Raw genomic sequence first — 24,413 nt, forward strand, 5'->3', positions numbered from 1 at the left:
GGTCGTAACGATGTCTGAGCAAACTCATCCTTTATGGAATCAATTTATTCGCGCGGTGCAGGAAGAAGTGAAGCCTGCCCTTGGGTGTACCGAACCCGTCTCTCTGGCACTGGCCTGCGCGATGGCCGCAGACCTTCTGCCGGGGGAGGTCACGCGGATTGAAGCGTGGGTATCGCCGAACCTGATGAAAAACGGGCTAGGCGTGACGGTGCCAGGCACCGGGATGGTCGGTCTTCCCATTGCAGCGGCGCTGGGCGCGACTGGCGGTAACGCGCACGCCGGACTGGAGGTGTTGAAAGATGCTACCGCCGATGCGCTAATACGTGCCAAAGCCCTGCTTGAGGCGGGACAGGTGCAGGTCAAACTGCAGGCACCGTGCGATGAGATCCTCTACTCCCGCGCCCGTGTTCATGCCGGGGGTACCTCGGCAACGGTGACCATCGCCGGTGGGCATACGCGGGTGGCGGAAGTGATTTGCCAGGGCGAAACGCGCTTTACGCTGGGTGAACAATTGACTGAAGAAAATACCGATCCTCTGGCGGTGCTATCAGCCAGCACGCTGTCGCAGCTCCTGGAATTTGTCGAGCAGGTGCCGTTTGAAGACATCCGCTTCATCCTGGAAGCAGGGCAGCTGAACGACGCACTCTCTCGCGAAGGGCTCAGCGGGAAGTGGGGGCTGCATATTGGCGCAACGCTGGATAAGCAGCGCTCGCGCGGATGGATGGCGCAGGATCTGGGGTCAGACATTGTTATCCGCACCAGCGCCGCCTCGGATGCCCGGATGGGCGGCGCGACGCTGCCGGCAATGAGTAATTCGGGCTCCGGCAATCAGGGGATCACCGCCACCATGCCCGTCGTTGTTGTGGCTGAGCACCTTCAGGCCGGTGACGAAAGGCTGGCGCGGGCGCTGATGCTGTCGCATCTGTCGGCGATCTATATTCATTATCAGCTTCCGCGCCTGTCCGCACTGTGTGCGGCGACAACGGCGGCGATGGGCGCTGCGGCGGGTATGGCGTGGCTGATGGGTGGCACTTACCAGACCATCGCGATGGCGATTGGAAGCATGATTGGTGACGTCAGCGGGATGATCTGCGACGGGGCGTCAAACAGCTGCGCCATGAAGGTCTCAACCAGCGTCAGTAGCGCCTGGAAAGCGGTGATGATGGCGCTGGATGAGTCGGGCGTAACGGGAAACGAGGGGATTGTGGCGCACGATGTGGAGCAGTCAATCGCAAACCTGTGCGCGCTGGCGTGTCGCTCGATGCAGGCCACGGACCGGCAGATTATTGAGATTATGGCGAGTAAGGTGTCGTGATTTAATCCAACCCCTCACCCTGGCCCTCTCCCCAAAGGGGAGAGGGAACCGATCGAGCCTCTCGCCCCTTTGGGGAGAGGGGTTGGGGTGAGGGGGATTTTTAAACCGGTAAATCAATCAGCAGCGCGCGCAGCGGCGTATCCGCCACCAGGGTGATATTCGCTTCATCACGAATAAACGCCCCGTCGCCGCAGGTGAGCGCTTCTTTCTCTTCCGTATGCGTCACCGCATGCACCGTACCGTGAATCGACTGCAGATAGGCGCGCGGACCATGAAGCTGGAAGCTCGCCTGTTCACCTTTCTTCAGCTCGATATGGTGCAGCCACACCTGCTGACGCAGCTGCAGGCTACCTTTACTGCCATCCGGCGATGCAATCAGCTGCTGCTTATCGCCCGTTAAATCTAACTTCTGTACCAGCGGATTTTCCCGCTCAGGGCAGGCGTCCAGCCACAGCTGCATGCGGGTCAGCGTTTTGTCTTTACTGAGGTTATGCTCGCTGTAGCTGATGCCCGGCTGCGTGGAAATTAACAGCGCTTCGCCAGCCTTTGCCTGGACATGATTGCCCTCGCTATCGCGGTATTCTGCCTCGCCTTCCAGGATCAGGTTCAGGATATCGACTTTCGGATACGTACGCGGCTGGAAGGAGGCGCCCGGGGCGAGCACTTCCTGGTTCAACACGCGCAGTGAAGCGTAACCGAGGAGTTTAGGGTCAAAGTAGTGTCCAAAGGAAAAGGTGTAGCGGGCCTGCAGCCAACCGAAATCGGCTTGTCCGCACTGTTTAGCTGTTCTTGTCGTAATCATAAACTTGACCTCTCTTTACACTAAAACAATGGTAAAGGTATGGACGCTGCATTGTTAGCCAGATATTCTGCCCGGTATGTTCAAATTTCCTGAATGAGAACGAGATGGCTAAAGAGAGAGCATTGACGCTTGAGGCGCTTCGCGTCATGGACGCGATTGACCGGCGCGGCAGTTTTGCGGCGGCGGCCGATGAACTGGGGCGCGTTCCGTCTGCGCTGAGCTACACCATGCAGAAGCTGGAAGAGGAGCTGGACGTGGTGCTGTTTGACCGCTCCGGTCATCGAACAAAATTCACCAACGTCGGGCGAATGCTGCTGGAGCGCGGCCGCGTGCTGCTGGAAGCGGCGGACAAGCTGACGACAGACGCCGAAGCGCTGGCGCGCGGCTGGGAAACCCATCTGACGTTAGTTACCGAAGCGCTGGTGCCAACCGAAGCGCTGTTCCCGCTGGTGGACCGGCTGGCGGCGAAGGCCAATACCCAGCTGTCGATCATTACCGAGGTGCTGGCAGGAGCGTGGGAGCGTCTGGAAACGGGCAGGGCGGATATTGTTATTGCGCCGGACATGCACTTCCGCTCATCGTCAGAAATTAACTCCCGCAAGCTCTATAGCGTGATGAACGTTTATGTCGCCGCGCCCGATCACCCGATCCATCAGGAGCCGGAGCCGCTTTCGGAGGTTACGCGCGTGAAGTATCGTGGCGTGGCGGTCGCGGATACCGCCCGTGAACGTCCCGTGTTAACGGTACAGCTGCTGGATAAACAGCCTCGTCTGACGGTGACCTCACTGGAAGACAAACGGCAGGCGCTGCTGGCCGGTCTGGGCGTGGCGACGATGCCTTATCCTTTTGTTGAAAAGGACATTGCGGAAGGGCGACTGCGCGTTGTCAGCCCGGAATACACCAGCGAGGTGGATATCATTATGGCGTGGCGACGCGACAGCATGGGCGAAGCCAAATCCTGGTGCCTGCGCGAAATACCAAAGCTTTTTGCCCACCACAATAAATAATATCGTAGGCCCGGTAAGCGTAAGCGCCACCGGGCTCTGATTTACATGCCAGCTTTCGGATCCGGACCAAAGCGGTTTTCACCCGCCGTGCCGTTCTGACAGTTGAAGACCAGGATCACGATCCAGCCCACGATCGGGATCAACAGCAGCAAGAGCCACCAGGCCGAACGATCGGTATCGTGCAGGCGTCGGAACTGAACCGCCCAGGAAGGCAGCATAATAAACACGCCATAAATCGTGGTGAGAATGCCTTCTCCCCCGGCACGCTCCCAGCCCAGAATTTTGTCCACAATACTCAACACCAGGGCGAGGATGAAGTTCACCAGAACGAACATCCAGTACTCTTTGCGGCGGGCGCGGCCACCAAATCCAATGTAGTTGCGCAGTACGTTTAAATACCAGTCCATTTTCCTTGCCTCATTAGTCAGTCAATCACTTGTTTTCTAAGCGATCGAGGTAAGGATAGATGGAGATTGTGAATTAAAAAAGGGCATCTATTGATGCCCTGAATATTTATCCGAAACGAACGTCGCGCCCGTGAGGTTCATCCAGATCCTGCCATGGCCCAATGGATATGATGCCCGTTGGGTTAATCGTCTTGTGGCTGCGGAAATAGTGGGTGCGAATATGGTTGAAATCGACCGTCTCCGCGATGCCCGGCATCTGGTAGATGTCGCGCAGGAAACCATACAGGTTCAGGTAATCGCTGATGCGGTGCTTATCGCACTTAAAGTGGGTGACATAGACCGGATCAAAGCGAACCAGCGTGGTCCACAGGCGAATGTCCGCTTCCGTCAGGCGATCGCCCGTCAGGTAGCGATGCTTGCCGAGGATCTGCTCCAGACGCTCAAGCGATTCAAACACCTTCCCAACCGCTTCGTCATACGCCTCCTGGCTGGTGGCAAAACCGGCCTTGTAGACGCCGTTGTTCACGTTGTCGTAGATCCAGCTATTCAGCTCGTCAATTTTATCGCGCAGCTCGACCGGGTAATAATCCCCGGCGCGGGCACCGTGGGCATCAAACGCGGTGTTGAACATGCGGATGATCTCCGCCGATTCGTTGCTGACGATCGTTTGGTTTTTCTTGTCCCACAATACCGGTACGGTGACGCGTCCGGTGTAGTGCGGATCTGCGCGCAGATAAAGCTGGTAGAGAAAATCGTGGTGATAAAGGTCGTCACCGGTTGCGGCAGGAAAATCACTGTCGAACGTCCAGCCGTTTTCCAGCATCAGCGGGTTGACCACCGATACCGGAATGAAGGATTCGAGCCCCTTAAGCTTGCGCACAATCAGCGTGCGGTGTGCCCACGGGCAGGCGAGAGAAACATAGAGATGATAACGGTCTTTTTCTGCCGCGAAGCCACCTTCGCCGCTCGGGCCTGGCGCGCCGTCGGCGGTCAGCCAGTTACGGAAGGCCGAAACAGAGCGCTTGAAGCGACCCCCGGTGGATTTGGTGTCATACCAGACATCCTGCCAGACGCCGTCTACGAGTTGTCCCATTTTTTTCTCCTCCGTCAGATAGCAAAAACGAGGAGATATCTCCTCGCTTTGGGTTCAATCAGTATAGCGTGCTTACCACTTCTTATTCAGAAGACGGTCGATGCTGTATGCGCCTGGACCAGTGATGGCCAGCAGCAGGAAGCCACCCGCGATGGTCAGGTTTTTCATGAACATCAGAGAGTTCACGCCTTCCGCAAAGTTGCTGTGGAAGATGAACGCTGTCAGCAAGGTGAAGCCTGCGGTGAACAGCGCGGTGGTACGGGTCAGGAAGCCGAACAGCACTGCCAGGCCGCCGCCGAACTCAAGCAGGATGGTCAGAGGCAGCAGGAACCCCGGCACGCCCATGGCTTCCATATATTGCTGGGTACCCGCATAACCGGTGATTTTTCCCCAACCTGCCACGATGAACAGAATTGGCATCAGAATACGTGCTACCAGTACACCAACATCTTCTAATTTTTTCATTTTACTCTCCAGGAAACCACATGCGCGGCTGAACGTTATTTGTCTGCAATTCCGGGTAGATACCGCGTCGTTGCTGTCGATGGAGAGCATCATAAACGTGACGGTGGGCGATTGTTAGCAAGGAAAACTGTCAATCTTCTTCAAAGATATTGAGTAAGGGAGGTGCGCGCTGGTGCCCTCACCCCAACCCTCTCTCACAGGGAGAGGGCGTAAAACAAAAAACGGTAACCTGGGTTACCGTTTTGCTTTTATCACCGCAGCTGCTGCTGCCGCAACGTGGCTTTCACCAGACGCCAGGCGCTCCAGGCACCAAAGCCGCGACGCGCCCAGCGGATCAGCATATTCGGATGACGAACCGTCCAGATAGCCATCACGCTGCTGCCCACCAGCGCCCAGGAACGCAGGCTCAAAAATGTATTCCAGCCCCGGTCGAACGGACGTGTTGCCTCGATCCAGTCGCGACGACCGGCGGACAGATCCAGCCGTTGCTGCTGGATCTGGCTTAGCAGATACGCTTTTCGCTTTTGACGTTCGGCTTTATCGCTCACGGCTTGTTATCCTCCAGCAGCGAACGATCGTTGGCCAGCTCCTGGCGCGTGTGGCGCAGGAAGGTGGACCTGCGCGCTTTACGCATTGTCCAGATGCCGCCAATCAATGCCGCAACCAGTAACACCACCGTGGTGGCAATCATCGCGTTAAGACGATACTGCGGGTCGATAGCCCAGATGATTAATACCATCAGACTCATCAGACCGAACGCGGCGAAGAGCATGGTTAGCCCGAGCATGAGCAGCATCTGGAAGAGATTGGCTTTCTCCTCTTCCAGTTCAACCACTGCCAGCCGGACGCGCGTTTCGGCAATGCCGACCAGCGTGGTTAATATACGCTGGCCGATACCGAGGACGTTATTAGCAGGCCCTTGTGCGTGACGAGGATCTTCCATAATCAACGACGCGTCAGCAGGACACCCAGCACTACACCAACGGCAGCGCCGATACCCACACCCGTCCACGGATTGTCGCGAACATATTCGTCAGCGCGCGCGGCGGCTTCACGGGTCTGTTTGGCTAACGCATCGCCGGTTTCACCGAGGCGATAACGGCTCTCTTTCAGCGCCTGCTCCGCTTTGCTGCGAAGTTTGCTGACCTCTTCTTTCGACTTATCGGCAGAAGAGCTAAGTACCTCTTCCAGGGTGTCCGCCAGTGATTTCAGTTCAGCGCGCAGATTTTCTGACGTAGTATCTTTTGACATGATTCTCTCCTGTTGAGATTTCCGTTAACTCAATAATCGCGAGCTTCCAGCGCTTTCAGGTCGTCCTGCGCTTCTTTCAACTTCTTCTCGCGCTTAGCAATTTTTTCCGCATCCCCTTTCTCTTTCGCTTCCTGCAGGTCTTGACGGCGCTCGGCTATCTCGTCCTTCTGTTCAGCGATTTTTTTCTGATGATCGGCACGCAGCTTGCTGTCGGAACAGTTGGCTTTCACTTCGCTTAACGCTTTCTTCAGGCCATTAACGCGGTGCTGATTGTTATGCTTTTCGGCATAGCCGATCTCGCGCTGGATATCCTGTTCTTTCTCCTGACAGAGAGAGGTGGCGTATGAAGCTGCGCTTAAAGAAAAAAGGGCCAGAGCCAGGGTAATGCGGAATTTCATTATCGAAACCTTCCATTGTGTTACGGCGTGAGCCGTGATCCAGAACTATGCGGAGAACATCTGAGGGGTGCTCCGCGTACTTAAGCATAGTAAGTAAACGGCGTAATCACCAAAGTGAGTGAAAAGATTCGGAATCCTGGTAATTAACCAAACCGATGCGACGTATCGCGTAGCAGCGACATCCAGGCGGCAACATGGCTGTCGTCTTCCTGCTGCGCAATGATATAACCCTGCGGCAGCGTTCTGTCGAGCACGGCTTTTGCCGCTGCACTCTGTGCGCTGGAGTCAAATTTTATCAGCAGCACGTCGTCTTGCGGCGTGATGCTTTTAAAGCGGATCCCGTTGGCGTCCAGATGATGCCAGATGGAAAAACCATCCGGCACGCTGGCACCCTGATTTACCGGACGTATTGCCAGCGTCGATTCCTGATGCTGCAGCGCAGCCCATGCCAGGATCAGGACGCTGAACATCATCAGCGCGATCATGGCGTAAGAGACGCGACGCAGAGCAAGCGGGGAGATCACCATGGTTAGCCCCTGGCGCCGTATTTCTTTTTCCACAGGACAACCAGCGAACCCACCAGGCCAAAGACCAGCAGGACCACCGGTAACAGCATCAGGCAGGACATCAACTGATCTTCATACTTCATGAAAACCGGGGTTTTCCCCAGCGCGTAGCCCAGCGTGGTGAGGATCAGTACCCATAACAGGCCGCTCATCCAGTTAAAGAACTGGAAGCGGGCACTGCTCAGACCGGACAGCCCGGCGATGGTGGGCAGCAGAGTACGAACAAAGGCGATAAAACGGCCCATCAGCAGCGCCGAAAGCCCGTGCTTGTGGAAAAGATGGTGTGCGCGCTGGTGGTAATGGGCCGGAAGGTGCGAAAGCCAGTTTTGCACAATCCGCGTGTTGCCCAGCCATCGTCCCTGAATGTAGCTCACCCAGCAGCCCAGGCTGGCCGCAATGGTTAACAGCAATACGGTTTGCGGGAAGGCCATCGCCCCTTTCGCACAGAGTACGCCTACCAGCACCAGCAGACTGTCGCCCGGTAAAAAAGCAGCAGGAAGCAGTCCGTTCTCAAGGAACAGAATCATAAAGAGGACAAAATAAAGCATGCCAATCATGGAAGGGTTGGCCAGCGTTTCGAAATCCTGAGCCCACAGGGCATTCAGTAGTTGGGTCAAAAGTTCCATTCAGTGTTCCTGGAAATCGGTTAACGTCACGCCTGTAATCCGGGAAAAACAGCACGGCGACATTGTTGTGATTTCATTATGGTCGCTCGCGGACACATTGGTGTGTGGCCAACACTGTTCCCTGTTAATTGGCTGGTTAGCAAGCACTAACTTACAAAATAACGAAGTGAATCCAATTGTAACAAAGCCCGACGTTCTGCGTCACAGAATTTGCAGGGTGAAGTGATTTTGGCGTAAGGCCTGGAAGGGAGCGAGGGATTTTACAAAGGCTGACACTATATATGTTTTGCTTACCTCTGTTCGCCATCAGGCGCAGCGAAGCGCCTGCCGGCATCAAGGTAGTCTATTTTGCGTGACTGGATGCGGTATCGAGATGAACCACAGGATTATCGGCAAAAAGATAGCGGTCAGCGTTGAATTCGAAGTCGTCGCTGGTCTCGTTGAACAACATCTGTTTGGTGTTTTCCAGGTGCTGCCACATCGCCAGTTTTGCCGCATGCGGATCTTTGCGAATCAGTGCCTTAAGGATTTGGTCGTGATCGTCACACCAGTTATCCACGGTGCGCGAATCGATATGATCGTGCAGTTTTTTCCAGTACGGGTTGTGAACGCGCTGAGTCCACATTTTTTCCACGATTGCGGCCAGCGCCGTATTCTGCGTGGCTAGCGCCACCTGGACGTGGAACTGAAGATCCCATTCTGAATCGCGGAAACATTTTTCTTTACGCGCGTTTTCCTGGATCTCCATCAGCTTCATGATGTCCTGCTTGGTCACCTGCGTCGCCGCAAACTCAGCAATGTTGCTTTCAATCAGCTGGCGAGCCTGGAGCAGCTCAAACGGACCGTAGCTGGCAAATTCCAGATTTTCGTCCGGTACCGGGGAGTGTTTTGCCTGGTTGGAGATCACATGAATGCCGGAGCCTTTGCGTACCTCAACGTAGCCTTCCACTTCCAGCATGATGATGGCTTCGCGCACGACCGTGCGGCTCACGCTCTTTTCATCCGCAATAAAGCGCTCAGCGGGAAGTTTATCACCGACAAGATAGACACCTTGCTCGATGCGATCTTTCAGCTCGGCAGCAAGTTGTTGATATAAACGACGTGGTTCGGTGATTTCCATATGCGCTCCAGGCAGGGTACGGCGGATGATTTGTTATACCACTTTTGCGAGCCAGTCTCCATATTTCGCCATGAAAAAAGCCGCTACTGAGCGGCCTTTAAATGCCCGGCGGCGCTTCGCTTGCACGGGCCTACGGGTTTGTAGGCCGGGTAAGGCGAAGCCGCCACCCGGCACAGTGATGCTAACTCTGCGTAGCCGGTTTCCCGAGGGACTCTTTCGCCAGCTCCTCTGCCGATTTGCTTTTCAGCACCGTCCAGATCACCACCGCGCCCAGCAGGTCGAAAATAGCCAGCACGGCGAACAGCGGGCTGAAGCCGATGGTATCTGCCAGCGCGCCGACCACCAGCGCAAACATCGTACTCGCGGTCCAGGCGGCCATACCGGTCAGGCCGTTGGCCGTTGCCACTTCGTTACGACCGAAGACGTCAGACGATAGCGTAATCAGCGCGCCGGACAGGGACTGGTGCGCAAAGCCACCAATACACAGGAGGGCGATAGCCACATATGGGCTGGTGAACAGGCCGATCATGCCAGGGCCGATCATCAGCAGGGCGCCCATGGTGACGACCATTTTACGGGAGACAATCAGGTTCACCCCAAACCAGCGCTGGAACAGCGGTGGCAGGTAGCCGCCCACGATACAGCCCAGGTCAGCGAACAGCATCGGCATCCAGGCGAACATTGCGATCTCTTTCAGGTTAAAGCCGTAGACTTTAAACATGAACAGGGGGATCCACGCGTTAAAGGTCCCCCAGGCCGGTTCTGCCAGGAAGCGCGGCAGGGCGATACCCCAGAACTGACGGGTGCCCAGGATCTGCCAGACGCTCATTTTTTTGCCGTTGTTGGTCTGATGCTGAGATTCCTGACCGCCAATGATGTATTCACGTTCTTCTTCAGAGAGTTTCTTCTGGTCGCGCGGGTGTTTATAGAACACCAGCCATGCCATTGCCCAGGCAAAGCTCAGTACGCCAGAGATAATGAACGCCATCTGCCAGCTGTGCATCACGATGGCCCAGACCACCAGCGGCGGTGCAATCATCGCGCCGATGGACGAGCCCACGTTGAAGTAGCCTACAGCGATGGAGCGCTCTTTTGCCGGGAACCATTCGGAGCTTGCCTTCAGGCCCGCCGGGATCATGGCGGCTTCAGCCGCACCGACCGCACCACGCGCCAGCGCCAGGCCGCCCCAGCTGCCTGCCAGTGCGGTTGCACCGCAGAAAATCGCCCATGCTACGGCGAAGAAGGCATAGCCGATTTTGGTACCCAGAATATCCAGAACATAGCCCGCAACAGGCTGCATGATGGTATAAGCCGCGGAATAGGCCGCAATGATGTAGGAGTATTGCTGCGTGGTGATGTGCAACTCTTCCATCAACGTTGGAGCCGCTGCTGCCACTGTGTTACGCGTCAGGTAGCCCAGCACGGTGCCGAGCGTCACCAGTGCGATCATATACCAACGTAACCCTTTAATTTTACGCATGTAAAACCTCATCGTTATGTTATTTCCGTGCCAGAACACGGTAACAACTCAACCGTTGCCGGGAGTTGTTCAGTAACGGGAGGGGCATAACCGGGAGAAGTCCCGGAACGGCCCGAACCTTGCCATAAGTCATCGTGCATTAGTCGGTTTCCGTACCGTTAAATCTGATGTTCTTGACACCAGCAATGCATTCCGTAGGCGTAGTGTTTGCGACGGCGAAACGATAACTTGTCATACAACTTTAAAAGGTGAGTGACATCACAAATGTGTGAATCTTTGTAGGGATATTCTGCAGCGCGCGCAAAGCCAGTATTGGCGCGGTCTGCGAGAGGGTTTACTCCATTTGGGGTAATTTTTTTGTCGACGTTTATTGATCTGACTCACGAAAAAAACTTCGGTGGGTGGAAATTGGTGTGATAACTTTGCAGCATATGAACATACGCTTTCTGACGCTCCCGTAATGAGGAAGACGATAATGACGCCGTTTATGACCGACGATTTTCTGTTAGATACTGAATTTGCTCGCCGCCTGTACCACGACTACGCGAAGGACCAGCCGATTTTCGACTATCACTGCCATTTACCGCCGCAGCAGGTTGCCGAAAATTACCGATTCAAAAACCTGTATGATATCTGGCTGAAGGGTGACCACTATAAATGGCGCGCGATGCGCACCAACGGCGTCGCTGAGCGCCTGTGTACCGGCGACGCCACCGATCGCGAGAAGTTTGACGCCTGGGCGGCGACCGTTCCGCACACCATCGGAAACCCGCTTTATCACTGGACGCACCTCGAGCTGCGTCGTCCGTTTGGCATCACCGGTAAACTGCTTTCTCCCGCTACAGCGGATGAAATCTGGGCTCAATGCAACGATCTGCTGGCGCAGGAACAGTTCTCCGCGCGCGGCATCATGAAGCAGATGAACGTGAAGATGGTGGGTACCACCGACGATCCGATTGATTCCCTGGAACATCATGCCGTCGTCGCCAAGGACACCTCTTTTGATATCAAAGTGCTCCCAAGCTGGCGCCCGGACAAAGCCTTCAACATTGAGCAGGCCACCTTCACTGACTACATGGCGAAGCTGGCGGAAGTGTCCGATACCGATATTCGTCGTTTTGCTGACCTGCAAACCGCGCTGACTAAACGCCTGGATCACTTCGCGGCGCACGGCTGTAAAGTCTCTGACCATGCGCTGGACGTGGTGCTGTTTGCGGAATCCAACGAAGCCGAGCTGGACAGCATCCTCGCGCGTCGTCTCTCCGGCGAAACGCTGAGCGAGCATGAAATTGCCCAGTTCAAAACGGCGGTGCTGGTGTTCCTCGGCGCAGAATACGCCCGTCGCGGCTGGGTACAGCAGTACCATATCGGCGCGCTGCGCAATAACAACCAGCGCCAGTTCAAACTGCTGGGTGCGGACGTGGGCTTCGACTCCATCAACGATCGTCCGCTGGCGGAAGAGCTGTCCAAACTGCTGAGCAAACAGAACGAGCAAAACCTGCTGCCAAAAACCATCCTCTACTGCCTGAACCCGCGCGATAACGAAGTGCTGGGCACCATGGTCGGCAACTTCCAGGGCGAAGGGATGCCGGGCAAGATGCAGTTCGGCTCCGGCTGGTGGTTCAACGATCAGAAAGACGGCATGGAGCGTCAAATGACGCAGCTGGCGCAGCTTGGCCTGCTGAGCCGCTTTGTCGGCATGCTGACCGACAGCCGCAGCTTCCTGTCCTATACCCGCCATGAATACTTCCGCCGCATTCTGTGCCAGATGATTGGCCGCTGGGTGCACGCGGGCGAAGCGCCAGCGGATATCCAGCTGCTGGGGGAAATGGTGAAAAACATCTGCTTTAACAATGCGCGTGACTACTTCGCCATTGAACTGAACTAAGGCCGTCTGAGGTTGATATGCAATACATCAAAATCCATTCGCTGGATAACGTTGCCGTCGCGCTGGCTGATTTGACTGAAGGAACGAACGTCACGTTCGACGGTCAGTCTGTCACGTTGCGCCAGGCCATTGGGCGTGGACACAAGTTTGCCCTGATCCCCATTGCGAAAGGGGAGAACGTGGTGAAGTACGGTTTGCCCATCGGTCATGCGCTGGCGGATATTGCGCCGGGTGAATATATTCACTCCCACAATACCCGCACCAATCTGAGCGATCTGGACGAGTACAGCTATCAACCTGATTTTCAGGCGGAAGCCGGACAGGCGGCAGATCGTGACGTGCAGATCTACCGTCGCGCCAGCGGCGAGGTGGGGATCCGCAACGAGCTGTGGATCCTCCCGACCGTCGGCTGCGTGAACGGAATTGCGCGTCAAATTCAGACGCGTTTCCTGAAAGAGACCAACGATGCCGAAGGCACTGACGGCGTGCATTTGTTCAGCCATACCTACGGCTGCTCGCAGCTGGGTGACGACCACATCAATACCCGCACCATGCTGCAAAACATGGTGCGCCACCCGAACGCGGGCGCGGTGCTGGTGATTGGTCTGGGCTGCGAGAACAACCAGGTGGACGCCTTCCGCGACACGCTGGGGGAATTCGACCCTGAGCGCGTGCATTTTATGGTGTGCCAGCATCAGGACGACGAAGTGGAAGCGGGCGTGGAGCAGCTGCACCAGCTGTATAACGTGATGCGCCACGACAGGCGCGAGCCGGGCAAGCTGAGCGAGCTGAAGTTTGGTCTGGAGTGCGGCGGATCTGATGGTCTTTCAGGTATTACCGCTAACCCGATGCTCGGCCGTTTCTCCGACTACGTCATCGCCAACGGCGGCACCACGGTGCTGACCGAAGTGCCGGAAATGTTCGGCGCGGAGCGTATTCTGATGAGCCACTGCCGCGACGAAGAGACATTTGAGAAAACCGTCACCATGGTGAACGACTTCAAACAGTACTTCATCGCCCACAATCAGCCGATTTATGAGAACCCGTCGCCGGGCAACAAGGCGGGTGGGATCACCACGCTGGAAGAGAAATCTCTCGGCTGCACCCAGAAAGCGGGCGCGAGCCAGGTGGTCGATGTGCTGCGCTACGGCGAGCGCCTGAAAACGCACGGGCTGAACCTGCTCAGCGCACCGGGCAACGATGCGGTCGCCACCAGCGCGCTGGCGGGAGCGGGCTGCCATATGGTGCTGTTCAGTACCGGTCGCGGCACGCCGTACGGCGGGTTTGTGCCGACGGTGAAAATCGCTACCAACAGCGAGCTGGCGACGAAGAAAAAACACTGGATCGACTTTGATGCCGGGCAGCTTATCCACGGCAAGGCGATGCCGCAGCTGTTGACGGAGTTTGTGGATACTATCGTGGAATTCGCGAACGGTAAGCAGACCTGCAACGAGAAGAACGACTTCCGCGAGCTGGCGATCTTTAAGAGTGGTGTGACGCTTTAAGTACTTTGTCGGGTGGCGCTAGCGCTTACCCGACCTACTAAAACCTGTAGGCCCGGTAAGGCGTAGCCGCCACCGGGCTTTTTTTTTAACTGCGTAGGGCGTTCTTCGCTAAACGCGCGTCTTCCGCCTGACAGGCCGCTGCGGTGAACAGCACGTCGGTAGAGGAGTTCAGCGCGGTTTCGCAGGAGTCCTGCAGCACGCCGATGATAAAGCCGACGGCCACAACCTGCATCGCGATCTCGTTCGGGATGCCAAACATATTACACGCCAGCGGGATCAGCAGCAGCGAACCGCCCGCCACGCCCGATGCGCCACAGGCACACAGTGACGCCACCACGCTCAGCAACAGTGCGGTCGGCAGATCCACCGGAATACCCAGCGTATGCACCGCCGCAAGGGTCAGCACGGTGATGGTGATCGCTGCGCCCGCCATGTTCACGGTTGCGCCCAGTGGGATCGACACGGAATAAGTGTCGCGGTCCAGGTTCAGCTTCTCTGCAAGCGCCATGTTGACCGGAATGTTCGCCGCCGAACTGCGGGTGAAGAAAGCGTACACGCCGCTCTCGCGCAGGCAGGTCAGCACCAGCGGGTACGGGTTGCGGCGGATCTGCCAGAACACCAGCAGCGGGTTAATGACCAGCGCGACCAGCAGCATACAGCCAATCAGCACAATCAGAAGCTGTGCGTAACCCCACAGGGTTTCAAATCCGGTTGTTGCCAGCGTGGAGGAAACCAGACCGAAGATACCGATTGGTGCAAAACGAATAACGATTTTCACCATAAAGGTCACGGCGTTCGACACGTCGTTAATCAGGTTTTTCGTGGTTTCGTTGCCGTGACGCAGCGCGAAGCCCAGGCCAATCGCCCAGACCAGGATGCCAATGTAGTTTGCATTCAGCAGGGCATCAATCGGGTTAGTGACCATGCTCATCAGCAGGCCGCGAAGGACTTCTACAATCCCGGACGGCGGGGTGATATCACCCGCCGCGCTGGTCAGGTGCAGCGTGGAGGGGAACAGGAAGCTAAACACCACGGCCGTTAAGGCAGCAGAGAAGGTTCCCAGCAGATACAGGAACAGAATAGGGCGAATGTTGGTTTTTTGTCCGTGCTGGTGGTTGGCGATTGACGCCATCACCAGCATCAGTACCAGAACCGGCGCGACGGCTTTCAGTGCGCCAACAAACAGCGTACCCAGCAGGCCCGTCGCGATAGCGGCAGGTTTGGACACCAGCGCCAGCAGGATCCCCAGCACCAGCCCTACCAGAATTTGTTTAACCAGACTCCCCTGCGCCAGGCGCGCAAAAAGCCCCGTTGATTGTGTGCTCATACATTATTCCTGAGTGAAATTGCGTTCCATTCCGAATGTGCTCTAAGTCACATTTATGTCCGGATGTAAGTAAATGTTTGCCTGGTCGAGTATAGGGAATGCACGAAAGGAGGGAAGCGTAAAATGCTGGATTTTACGTAGTGCATCATATTTTTTAACTGCTGCGTTACAAAAGTGTGTTCACCCTCTCCCTGTGGGAGAGGGCCGGGGTGAGGGAATTACTCTACCTGCTGCTTCTTATCGTGCTGGCGGTTAACCCAGGTATTGATAATCAGCGTCACGATCAGAATGCCGAACACCACGCCGAGCGAAATGGCGATCGGGATGTGGTAGAAATCGACGATCAGCATCTTGATACCGATAAACACCAGGATCACCGACAGGCCGTACTTCAGCATCGAGAAGCGCTCCGCCGCGCCCGCCAGCAGGAAGTACATGGCGCGCAGGCCGAGGATCGCAAACAGGTTTGAGGTCAGGACGATGAACGGGTCGGTGGTGACGGCAAAGATTGCCGGGATGCTGTCCACCGCAAAAATCACGTCGCTCAGCTCAACCAGAATCAGCACCAGCAGCAGCGGGGTAGCAAACAGCAGGCCGTTCTTGCGCACGAAGAAGTGCTCGCTCTCAATCTTGTCGGTCATGCGCAGGTGGCCACGGATCCACTTCACCAGCGGGCGATCGCCAATCGCGGAGCCGTCCTCTTTCGCCAGCGCCATTTTGACACCGGTGAACAGCAGGAACGCGCCAAAGACGTACAGCAGCCATTCGAACTGGGCGATCAGCCAGCTGCCGGCGAAGATCATGATGGTACGCAGGATAATCGCGCCCAGCACGCCGTAGACCAGCACGCGACGCTGCAGGGCAGCAGGTACGGCAAAGTAGCTGAACAGCATCAGCCAGACGAAGACGTTATCAACCGCAAGGGCTTTTTCAATCAGATAGCCGGTGAGGAAGGCGAGCGCCTGAGGATCGGCCACCGCACGGCCTTCGGTCGAGGCCAGATACCACCAGAAGGCGGCACAGAACAGCAGAGAGAGGGTAACCCACACCAGAGACCAGGCCGCAGCCTGTTTGATGCTCATGCCGTGCGCGCCGCGACGGCCCTGCAAAAAGAGGTCGATTGCCAGCATGATGAGCACGACAACCGCGAATCCGCCCCACAACATTGGAGTGCCGACAGAATGCATACTATTTTCCTTACACATAAAAAACAAAAACGGCCATGGTCAGAAGACGATAGCCGTTAGCTTTTTATGCATAGACCTCGCCTTCCGGCAAGGTCTCACTTACAACCACGAGGGTTGCCCGGCGACCGGATGCGTGTTTAACGCATCGTAATGACGATCCACCGGCGAAGAAGTTACTCCCCTTTGCAGGTAACAAAATATGTCAGACCATTGGTTTCGTCAATGGTCTGCACGGTTTCATTACACAGTTTTACGCGATAGCTTCCGCGCTCACGTCGTCTGCCGGGAAAACCACGCCGGTCTGACGGCGGATCTCCGTTTGCAGCTTCGCCGTGGTGCGGCTTACCGCGAGGCCCGGGTGATTCACTTCGTTGTCTTCCACCAGGCGGGCGAAGACCTCTGCCTCATAGAGCATAGTGTTAATATGCTGAGGCTGCGTCAGCTCCTGCGCTTTACCGCCGCGCGGCACAAAGCTCACCTTCTGGCACTCGGAGATCTTCTCGATAACCAGCGAGCCCGCTTCGCCCTGAATTTCGCTCGGCAGCACGGAATCGCTCACCTTGGAGTGCTGCAGCGTAACGCTGAAATCGCCGTAGTCCAGCACCACGAGTCCGTGCGCATCCACGCCGCTCTCCAGCAGGCTGGCGGTGGCCGTTACGCCATGCGGCTCGCCCCACAGGGCCACGGCAGAGGCCAGGCAGTAGAAGCCGATATCCATAATCGAACCGTTAGAGAAGGCCGGGTTAAAGGTGTTCGGGTTCTCGCCGTCCAGGTAGCGCTGATAGCGCGACGAGTACTGGCAGTAGTTGATAAAGGCTTTACGCACTTTGCCAATTTTCGGCAGGGACTGCTGCAGCAGCAGGAAATTCGGCAAGCTGGCGGTTTTAAACGCTTCGAACAGCACCACCTGGTTTTCGCGGGCAAGCGCAATGGCCGCTTCCACTTCCTGAATATTCGATGCCAGCGGCTTCTCGCAAATCACATGCTTTTTGTGGCTGAGGAACAGCTTCGTTTGCGGGAAGTGCAGGGAGTTCGGGCTGGCGATATAGACCGCGTCAATGGCGTCGCTTTGCGCCATCTCGTCGAGCGAGGTGAAGAGATGCTCAACGAGGTAGTCGTTAGCAAAACTTTGCGCCTGCTCGAGGCTGCGGGAATAGACCGCGGTAAGCTTATATTTGCCGGTTTCGTGGGCGGCGTCGACGAACTGGCGCGTGATCCAGTTCGTTCCAATGACTGCGAAACGTATCATAAACGTTTACGTACTCCGTAGCGGGGAACCTTTAGCCACTGTAGCACGTCATCATGACAATTCGCGTGCGCTATTCCGCATTACTATTTAACGATAAATGCGTAAGCCATAGCCGGGTATCAAACTCCAGCTGGTGGTACTGCGGCTCCATGTGGCAGCACAGGGAATAGAACGCTTTGTCGTGCTCTTTCTCTTTCAGATGCGCCAGCTCATGGACGACGATCATCCGCAGAAAGGCTTCCGGCGCGTTACGGAAAACCGTCGCGACGCGGATTTCGGCCTTCGCCTTCAGCTTGCCGCCCTGCACGCGAGAGATGGCGGTGTGCAGGCCGAGCGCGTTTTTCAGCACGTGGATCTTGTTGTCGTACATCACCTTGTTGATCGGCGGCGCGCTCTTCAGATAACGGCTTTTCAGATCCTGCGTATACTGCCAGAGGGCTTTATCGGTCGCGAAATCGTGCGTGCCGGGGTAGCGTTTTTCCAGCACCGCGCCGAGCTTCTGCTCGGCAATCAGGCTGCGAACCTGAGTCAGTAAATGCTCCGGATAGCCCTGGAGATAAGTAAGTTGGTTCATCAACGCCCCAAATCGACAATAAAACGGGTATACTCACGCACCCTTTTCAGGGATACGCCAAATTTTACCATTCAGGAGGGCCGATGAGCCACTTAGACAACGGTTTCCGTTCACTCAACCTTAAACGTTTCCCGGAAACGGACGACGTTAACCCGCTTCAGGCGTGGGAAGCGGCGGATGAATATCTGCTGCAGCAGTTGGATGAGACTGAAATCCGCGGCCCGGTTTTGATCCTGAATGACGCGTTTGGCGCGCTGGGCTGCGCCCTGGCGGAGCACACGCCGTACAGCATCGGCGACTCCTACCTGAGCGAGCTGGCGACGCGTGAAAACCTGCGCCATAACGACATCGAAGAGTCCAGCGTGAAGTTCCTCGACAGCACCGCGGACTACCCGCAGGCACCGGGCGTGGTGCTGATCAAAGTGCCAAAAACCATGGCGCTGCTGGAGCAGCAGCTGCGCGCGCTGCGTAAGGTCGTCACGCCGGATACGCGCATCATCGCGGGTGCCAAAGCGCGCGATATCCACACATCGACGCTTGAGCTGTTCGAGAAAGTCCTCGGCCCAACCACCACGACCCTGGCCTGGAAAAAAGCGCGCCTGATCAACTGCACCTTCAGCGCACCGGAGCTGGCCGACGCGCCAGAGACCCTGAGCTGGAAGCTGGAAGGGACCGACTGGACCATCCACAACCATGCGAACGTCTTCTCCCGCACCGGGCTGGATATCGGCGCGCGCTTCTTTATGGAACACCTGCCGGAAAATCTGGAAGGTGAGATTGTCGACCTGGGCTGCGGCAACGGCGTGATTGGCCTGACGTTGCTGGCGAAGAACCCGGACGCCAGCGTGGTGTTCAGCGACGAGTCGCCGATGGCGGTGGCCTCCAGCCGTCTGAACGTGGAAACCAACATGCCGGACGCGCTGGACCGCTGCGAGTTTATGATCAACAACGCGCTGTCGGGCGTAGAGCCGTTCCGCTTCAACGCGGTGTTCTGCAACCCGCCGTTCCACCAGAAGCACGCCCTGACGGATAACGTCGCGTGGGAGATGTTCCACCACGCGCGCCGCTGCCTGAAAATCAACGGCGAGCTGTACATCGTGGCGAACCGCCACCTGGATTACTTCCACAAGCTGAAGAAGATTTTCGGCAACTGCGTGACCATTGCGACGAACAATAAGTTTGTGGTGCTGAAGTCGGTGAAGCTGGGGCGTCGTCGTTAAGATTGTTTTGCCCGGTGGCGCTTCGCTTACCGGGCCTACAATGGCCTCGGACCCGTAGGCCCGGTAAGCGAAGCGCCACCGGGCGATGCCGTTAAATACTCAGCGCCAGTTTTGTCCCCTGCGCAATCGCGCGCCGCGCGTCCAGCTCCATCGCCACGTCGCACCCGCCAATCAGATGCACCGTTTTACCGGCCTCGCGCAGCGGATCGGCCAGATCGCGCTTCGGCTCCTGCCCGGCACATAAAATGACATGATCCACGCGCAGCAGCTGCGGCTCGCCGCCGATCGTGACGTGCAAACCCTCGTCGTCGATCTTCTGGTAGCTGACCGCCGGGATCATCTTCACCCCGCGTGAGAGCAGGGTGGCGCGGTGGATCCAGCCGGTGGTTTTGCCCAGCCCTTCGCCCGGCTTGCTGGCCTTACGCTGCAGCATCACGATCTGCCGCGGGCTTTTCGGCAGCTGCGGCCCTTCCGGGCGTAAACCGCCGGACTGGCTCAGGCTGGTGTCGATTCCCCATTCCACGCAAAACTCGGCGATATTCTGGCTGGTGGCCTCGCCCGGCTGGCTTAAGTACATGGCGGTATCAAAGCCGATACCCCCGCAGCCGATAATCGCCACCTTCTCGCCAACCGGTACTTTGTCACGCAGCACGTCGAGATAGCTCAATACCTTCGGATGATCGATACCCTCGATCGCCGGCAGGCGAGGTACGATCCCGCTCGCCAGGATCGCCTCATCGAAATCAGTCAGATCCGCCGCGCGGACAAACTGGTTAAGCCGCAGCTCGACGCCTGTAAGCTCGATCATCCGGCGGTAATAGCGCAGCGTTTCGTAGAACTCCTCTTTGCCGGGGATCTGTTTGGCGATATTAAACTGCCCGCCAATCTCCCCCAGCGCATCAAACAGCGTCACGCGGTGCCCGCGCGAGGCGGCGTTCACGGCAAATGCCAGCCCCGCCGGGCCAGCGCCCACCACGGCCAGGCGTTTTTTATTAACCGCCGGAACGACCGGCATTTTGGTTTCGTGGCAGGCGCGTGGGTTAACCAGGCATGAAGTGACCTTGCCGACGAAGATCTGATCCAGACAGGCCTGGTTACAGCCGATGCAGGTGTTGATCTCATCCGCACGGCCGCTTTGCGCTTTGGAGAGCAGTTCGGCATCCGCCAGGAACGGACGCGCCATTGAGACCATGTCGGCGTCGCCGCGTGAAATCACATCGTCCGCCACCTGAGGATCGTTAATGCGGTTAGTGGTGACCAGCGGAACAGATACCTTGCCCTTCAGCCTGCGCGTTACCCAGCTGAACGCCGCGCGCGGCACCGGCGTGGCGATGGTCGGAATGCGCGCCTCGTGCCAGCCGATGCCGGTGTTGATAATGGTGGCACCTGCGGCTTCAATCGCCTGCGCCAGCTGCACGGTTTCGTCGAACGTCCCACCGCCTTCCACCAGGTCGAGCATCGACAGGCGGAAGACGATAATAAAGTCCGCGCCCGCACGTTCGCGCACCGCGCGCACTACCTCTACGGCAAAGCGCATCCGGCGGGCATAGTCGCCGCCCCATTCGTCTTCACGGTGGTTGGTGCGGGCGGCGAGGAACTCGTTGATCAGATAGCCTTCTGAGCCCATCACCTCGACGCCGTCGTAGCCCGCCTCGCGGGCCAGCGCCGCGCAGCGGGCGAAGTCGTCTATCAGCGCCAGGATCTCGTCGTGGCTCAGGGCATGCGGAGTGAAGCGGTTAATCGGGGCCTGAATGGCCGACGGCGCGACCAGGTTCGGCTGATAGCTGTAGCGCCCGGTGTGCAGGATTTGCAGGGCGATTTTACCGCCCTCGCGGTGTACCGCGTCGGTCACAATGCGGTGATGCGGCAGCTGTGACGCATCGTTCAGGACCGCGCCGCCCTCCATGCCCACGCCGGAAGGCGCAGGGGCCACGCCGCCGGTGACAATCAGCGCCACCCCGTGGCGGGCGCGCTCGGCATAGAAGGCCGCCAGACGCTCGGCCCCGTCCGGATGCTCCTCCAGCCCGGTGTGCATCGAGCCCATCAGCACGCGGTTTTTGAGTGTGGTAAACCCCAGATCGAGAGGGGCGAATAACGACGGGTAGCGGCTCATAGTCTCTTCCAGTGTAAAATTATTGTTATGTGGTCGGATGAGTTACTAATTTAGCCAGCGGCAGCGGAAAGGTAAAAGCGGGATCGAATGATTGTGATAGATCTCAAAGAACTTCCCCTCACCCTAACCCTCTCCCCGGAGGGGAGAGGGGACTCGCCGGTGCGGCCTTAAAGAATTGGCTCGATCTGGTTTTTTCCCTCTCCCCTTAGGGGAGAGGGGCAGGGTGAGGGGTGTGGGTTTTTACTAACCCCGGCGCCTGCCACATCGACGTCGTCAGTCCGCTGTCCACCAGCCCGAGCTGGTCTGCATATACCGCCTGCCATTTCTGCATCATGCCGTCGTACAGCTCGCGGTGCTGCGCGTTCGGCGTAAATTCGCGGCTCCACTTCACCAGCCGCTCGCCCGTCGAGGCCATATCCGCGAATAGCCCCGCGCCAGCCCCTGCCGCAATCGCGCAGCCGAGCGCCGTCGCCTCCTTCACTTCCGGCACGCGCACCGGCAGGCCGGTGACGTCGCTGAGGATCTGGCTCCACAGCGCGCCTTTCGAACCGCCTCCGGCAAACACCAGGCTCTCAAACGTCACGCCGGAGAAGCGCGAAATCTGCGCCAGGTTACAGGCTGAGACAATCGCCGCGTTCTCCTCCAGGGCGCGGAACAGCGTCGCTTTATTGCATTTTTCCGGGTCGATGGAGAGGTTAATAAACGACGGCGCGGCGTGGTACCACTGCTTAAAATGCATCGCGTCGGAGAAGATCGGCATTACCCCGTGTGAACCCGCCGGCACGCGGCTGGCCATCTCTTCCAGCAGGGAGTAGGTGTCCATCCCCATCCGCTCGGCAATCAGCTTTTCCTCCGCGCAGAAGGCGTCGCGGAACCAGCGCATGGTCAGCCCGGTAAAGAAGCTGATCGACTCCGCCTGCGCCATGCCGGGGATAACGTGCGGGTTCACGCGGATGTTCATCTCGGGGTCGGTGCGCACCTGCGGCAGGTTTACGACCTGCTGCCAGAAGGTACCGCCCAGCACCGCGGTTTGTCCGGCGCGAACCACGCCCAGCCCCAGACAGCCCAGCTGCACGTCGCCGCCGCCCATCACCACCGGGGTGCCTTCGCGCAGGCCGCTTTGCTGCGCGGCCTCTTTGGTGATAGCACCCAGCACGGTGCCGGTCTCTTTCACCGGGGAGAGGATATCGGCGCGCAGCCCGGCCATGTCGAGCAGCGCCGGACGCCAGGCGCGGGAGAAGAGATCCAGCATGCCGGTGGTGCCCGCGTTAGACGGGTCGACCGCCAGCTCGCCGGAGAGCTTCGCCGCCAGCCAGTCGCTGATCATGGTGATGGTCGCGGCCTTGCGGTAAATATCCGGACGATGGTGCGCCAGCCACAGCAGGCGCGGCATGGCGCTCAGCGCCAGCGTCTGGCCGGAGACGTCGTACACTTCGGATTCAAAACGGTTGTCGTGGATCTCTTTGAGTTCGGCCACCTCGCGGCTGGCGCGAGCGTCGACGTTGGCGCAGGCCCAGATGGCCTCGCCGTTGCGGTCGTACAGCACGATCCCTTCGCGCATCGAGCAGCAGGCGACGGACTGAATATCCGCCGCGCCCAGATTCGCGCGCGTCAGCGCCTGATGAATGCACCGGCAGGCCAGCCGCCAGTTGGTCTCCAGGTCGAACTCCATCGACCCCGGCACGTTCTCCACGCTCAGGTGCTTCCACTCGGCCTGACCGACGGCAATCTGGTTGCCCTGTAAATCGAAAATCACGGCGCGAACGCTGCCTGTCCCTGCATCTAACGCTAAAAGGTAACTCATGAGCTTGCCTCGCTGTTAGCGCAGGCAGGCTCTTATTTGGCCAGAGCCAGCACCGCGCGGGCTGTCGTCTCTTCCGTCACCAGGCCATTGATACGGCGACCCTTCAGTGCGGCATAAATCGCATCGGCTTTCTCTTCCCCGCCGGCCACGCCAACGATGGTGGGCAGCTGCGCCAGTTCATCGAGCGTGACGCCCAGCAGTTCTTTGTGGATCTCCAGCTCCTCGACGCACTCGCCCTCGGCATTGAGGAAGTAGCCGAGAATGTCGCCGACCGCCCCTTTGCGGGCGTACATCAGCTGTTCACCTTCGCTGATATAGCCGGAGCGCAGGATCGTGGCGTCACGGCGCTGGTTTACTGAACCAATACCAACTACCGCCACGTCGGCGGCGGTGGCGGCGAGGATCACGTCCCGCACGCTGGTTTCGCGCTTTAAAATCCCGGCCACTTCGGCGGATGACACGCGAAGCGGGGCGGGGATCATGCTGACGCTGCAGGCCGCGTCCAGCTGGCCGATACCGGTCATGTACGGCCCGACGCCGCCGGAGAGCGTCACCAGGCGGATCTGCTGCGAGCTGATAAAGCCGCTCAGGTGCTGCAGGCTGCTCATGGTGGTTTCACCAAACCCCACCGCCAGCAGCTGGCCGGGCTCCAGTACGCCCATCAGCGACTGCGCCGCGCCAATGCCCAGCCGCACGTTCATCGGCGGCGTATTCAGGGCGGGCATCACGCGCACCAGCTTCAGGCCAAAGCGCTGCTGCAGCTCGGTTTCCAGCGCCAGGCAGCCCTCGTAGCGGGAGTTGATCTGCACGCGGATCACCCCGGACTGACGGCCCTTCTCCAGCAGGCGGGAGATTTTTAACCGCGGCAGCCCGAGCCGCTCGCCGATGTCGTTTTGGGTCAGCCCGTCGTGGTAGTAGCACCAGGCCACGCGCGCCACCAGCTCCTCTTCCGCCAGCGCCAGCCCGGCAAACCGTCCTTCTTCCGCAGTGCGTTTATCGCTCATAGTTGAACTCTT

The 24,413-nt window shown here is 57.9% G+C and carries 24 protein-coding genes; 5 read left to right on the forward strand and 19 right to left on the reverse strand.

What is annotated here, in order from left to right:
• Window positions 1-10: 10 nt before the first annotated feature.
• The gene (locus KK102_RS12885; protein WP_216357738.1) at window positions 11-1,315 is read left to right on the forward strand and encodes an L-cysteine desulfidase family protein; all 1,305 of its coding nucleotides are present in this window, start codon (window positions 11-13) and stop codon (window positions 1,313-1,315) included.
• A gap of 100 nt (window positions 1,316-1,415) precedes the next feature.
• On the opposite strand, the gene KK102_RS12890 is transcribed toward KK102_RS12885, so the two are convergent.
• A complete protein-coding gene (locus KK102_RS12890) occupies window positions 1,416-2,117 on the reverse strand; it encodes a pirin family protein (RefSeq protein ID WP_023309295.1) in 702 nt (233 codons plus the stop codon).
• A gap of 104 nt (window positions 2,118-2,221) precedes the next feature.
• On the opposite strand from KK102_RS12890, the gene yhaJ reads away from it, so the two are divergent.
• Complete coding sequence (yhaJ, locus tag KK102_RS12895) at window positions 2,222-3,124, forward strand: DNA-binding transcriptional regulator YhaJ (RefSeq protein WP_003862655.1); 903 nt, start codon at window positions 2,222-2,224, stop codon at window positions 3,122-3,124.
• A gap of 41 nt (window positions 3,125-3,165) precedes the next feature.
• Here yhaJ and KK102_RS12900 read toward each other — a convergent pair whose 3' ends face one another.
• The 11 genes from KK102_RS12900 to KK102_RS12950 all read right to left on the reverse strand — a co-directional run bounded on the left by KK102_RS12900 (window position 3,166) and on the right by KK102_RS12950 (window position 10,530).
• Entirely contained in the window at window positions 3,166-3,531 is a 366-nt protein-coding gene (locus KK102_RS12900) for a DUF805 domain-containing protein (protein ID WP_126545281.1), read from the reverse strand.
• A 106-nt stretch (window positions 3,532-3,637) separates the two neighbouring features.
• A complete protein-coding gene (locus KK102_RS12905; RefSeq protein WP_216357739.1) occupies window positions 3,638-4,624 on the reverse strand; it encodes a glutathione S-transferase family protein in 987 nt (328 codons plus the stop codon).
• Window positions 4,625-4,696: 72 nt separating this feature from the next.
• Window positions 4,697-5,089, reverse strand: a complete 393-nt coding sequence (locus tag KK102_RS12910) for a DoxX family protein (protein WP_059355555.1) — start codon at window positions 5,087-5,089, stop codon at window positions 4,697-4,699.
• A gap of 251 nt (window positions 5,090-5,340) precedes the next feature.
• Window positions 5,341-5,637, reverse strand: a complete 297-nt coding sequence (locus tag KK102_RS12915; RefSeq protein ID WP_010435892.1) for a YqjK-like family protein — start codon at window positions 5,635-5,637, stop codon at window positions 5,341-5,343.
• On the reverse strand, window positions 5,634-6,032 hold the full coding sequence (locus KK102_RS12920) for a phage holin family protein (RefSeq protein ID WP_216357740.1): 399 nt from the start codon (window positions 6,030-6,032) through the stop codon (window positions 5,634-5,636). The genes KK102_RS12915 and KK102_RS12920 overlap by 4 nt, the downstream gene beginning before the upstream one ends.
• A gap of 2 nt (window positions 6,033-6,034) precedes the next feature.
• Window positions 6,035-6,340: an ElaB/YgaM/YqjD family protein gene (locus KK102_RS12925; RefSeq protein WP_010435890.1), complete on the reverse strand. Its 306-nt coding sequence runs from the start codon at window positions 6,338-6,340 to the stop codon at window positions 6,035-6,037.
• Between the two features lie 29 nt (window positions 6,341-6,369).
• Window positions 6,370-6,738 (reverse strand): DUF1090 domain-containing protein, encoded by a 369-nt coding sequence (locus tag KK102_RS12930; RefSeq protein WP_216357741.1) that lies wholly within the window; start codon window positions 6,736-6,738, stop codon window positions 6,370-6,372.
• Window positions 6,739-6,881: 143 nt separating this feature from the next.
• Window positions 6,882-7,265 (reverse strand): EnvZ/OmpR regulon moderator MzrA, encoded by a 384-nt coding sequence (gene mzrA / locus KK102_RS12935; RefSeq protein ID WP_216357742.1) that lies wholly within the window; start codon window positions 7,263-7,265, stop codon window positions 6,882-6,884.
• 2 nt (window positions 7,266-7,267) lie between these two features.
• Window positions 7,268-7,930: a DedA family general envelope maintenance protein YqjA gene (gene yqjA / locus KK102_RS12940; RefSeq protein WP_042713927.1), complete on the reverse strand. Its 663-nt coding sequence runs from the start codon at window positions 7,928-7,930 to the stop codon at window positions 7,268-7,270.
• Window positions 7,931-8,273: 343 nt separating this feature from the next.
• Window positions 8,274-9,050 carry a transcriptional regulator ExuR gene (gene exuR, locus KK102_RS12945; protein ID WP_216357743.1) on the reverse strand — a complete coding sequence of 259 codons (777 nt, stop codon included), beginning with the start codon at window positions 9,048-9,050 and terminating at the stop codon, window positions 8,274-8,276.
• Window positions 9,051-9,231: 181 nt separating this feature from the next.
• Window positions 9,232-10,530, reverse strand: a complete 1,299-nt coding sequence (locus KK102_RS12950) for an MFS transporter (protein WP_126545276.1) — start codon at window positions 10,528-10,530, stop codon at window positions 9,232-9,234.
• 475 nt (window positions 10,531-11,005) lie between these two features.
• On the opposite strand from KK102_RS12950, the gene uxaC reads away from it, so the two are divergent.
• Both uxaC and KK102_RS12960 read left to right on the forward strand, forming a co-directional pair.
• Window positions 11,006-12,418 carry a glucuronate isomerase gene (gene uxaC, locus KK102_RS12955; protein ID WP_126545275.1) on the forward strand — a complete coding sequence of 471 codons (1,413 nt, stop codon included), beginning with the start codon at window positions 11,006-11,008 and terminating at the stop codon, window positions 12,416-12,418.
• Between the two features lie 17 nt (window positions 12,419-12,435).
• Window positions 12,436-13,923, forward strand: a complete 1,488-nt coding sequence (locus tag KK102_RS12960) for a UxaA family hydrolase (RefSeq protein ID WP_216357744.1) — start codon at window positions 12,436-12,438, stop codon at window positions 13,921-13,923.
• An 85-nt stretch (window positions 13,924-14,008) separates the two neighbouring features.
• On the opposite strand, the gene sstT is transcribed toward KK102_RS12960, so the two are convergent.
• The 4 genes from sstT to KK102_RS12980 form a co-directional block, all read right to left on the reverse strand.
• Window positions 14,009-15,250, reverse strand: coding sequence for a serine/threonine transporter SstT (gene sstT, locus KK102_RS12965; RefSeq protein WP_126545273.1), 1,242 nt, complete (start codon window positions 15,248-15,250; stop codon window positions 14,009-14,011).
• Between the two features lie 218 nt (window positions 15,251-15,468).
• Window positions 15,469-16,437: a TerC family protein gene (locus KK102_RS12970; protein ID WP_216357745.1), complete on the reverse strand. Its 969-nt coding sequence runs from the start codon at window positions 16,435-16,437 to the stop codon at window positions 15,469-15,471.
• 250 nt (window positions 16,438-16,687) lie between these two features.
• Window positions 16,688-17,686 (reverse strand): Gfo/Idh/MocA family protein, encoded by a 999-nt coding sequence (locus KK102_RS12975; RefSeq protein ID WP_126545271.1) that lies wholly within the window; start codon window positions 17,684-17,686, stop codon window positions 16,688-16,690.
• 70 nt (window positions 17,687-17,756) lie between these two features.
• A complete protein-coding gene (locus KK102_RS12980; protein WP_047347756.1) occupies window positions 17,757-18,260 on the reverse strand; it encodes a YgjP-like metallopeptidase domain-containing protein in 504 nt (167 codons plus the stop codon).
• A gap of 83 nt (window positions 18,261-18,343) precedes the next feature.
• Between KK102_RS12980 and rlmG the strand changes: the two genes are divergently transcribed.
• Complete coding sequence (gene rlmG, locus KK102_RS12985; protein ID WP_126545270.1) at window positions 18,344-19,480, forward strand: 23S rRNA (guanine(1835)-N(2))-methyltransferase RlmG; 1,137 nt, start codon at window positions 18,344-18,346, stop codon at window positions 19,478-19,480.
• 91 nt (window positions 19,481-19,571) lie between these two features.
• Here rlmG and KK102_RS12990 read toward each other — a convergent pair whose 3' ends face one another.
• The 3 genes from KK102_RS12990 to lsrR all read right to left on the reverse strand — a co-directional run bounded on the left by KK102_RS12990 (window position 19,572) and on the right by lsrR (window position 24,401).
• The gene (locus KK102_RS12990; protein WP_216357746.1) at window positions 19,572-21,593 is read right to left on the reverse strand and encodes an NADPH-dependent 2,4-dienoyl-CoA reductase; all 2,022 of its coding nucleotides are present in this window, start codon (window positions 21,591-21,593) and stop codon (window positions 19,572-19,574) included.
• Between the two features lie 205 nt (window positions 21,594-21,798).
• Complete coding sequence (gene lsrK, locus KK102_RS12995; protein ID WP_216357747.1) at window positions 21,799-23,397, reverse strand: autoinducer-2 kinase; 1,599 nt, start codon at window positions 23,395-23,397, stop codon at window positions 21,799-21,801.
• A 32-nt stretch (window positions 23,398-23,429) separates the two neighbouring features.
• Window positions 23,430-24,401, reverse strand: a complete 972-nt coding sequence (gene lsrR / locus KK102_RS13000) for a transcriptional regulator LsrR (protein WP_216357748.1) — start codon at window positions 24,399-24,401, stop codon at window positions 23,430-23,432.
• Window positions 24,402-24,413: the final 12 nt, after the last annotated feature.

This window comes from Enterobacter quasimori, from assembly GCF_018597345.1.
GTDB lineage: Bacteria > Pseudomonadota > Gammaproteobacteria > Enterobacterales > Enterobacteriaceae > Enterobacter > Enterobacter mori.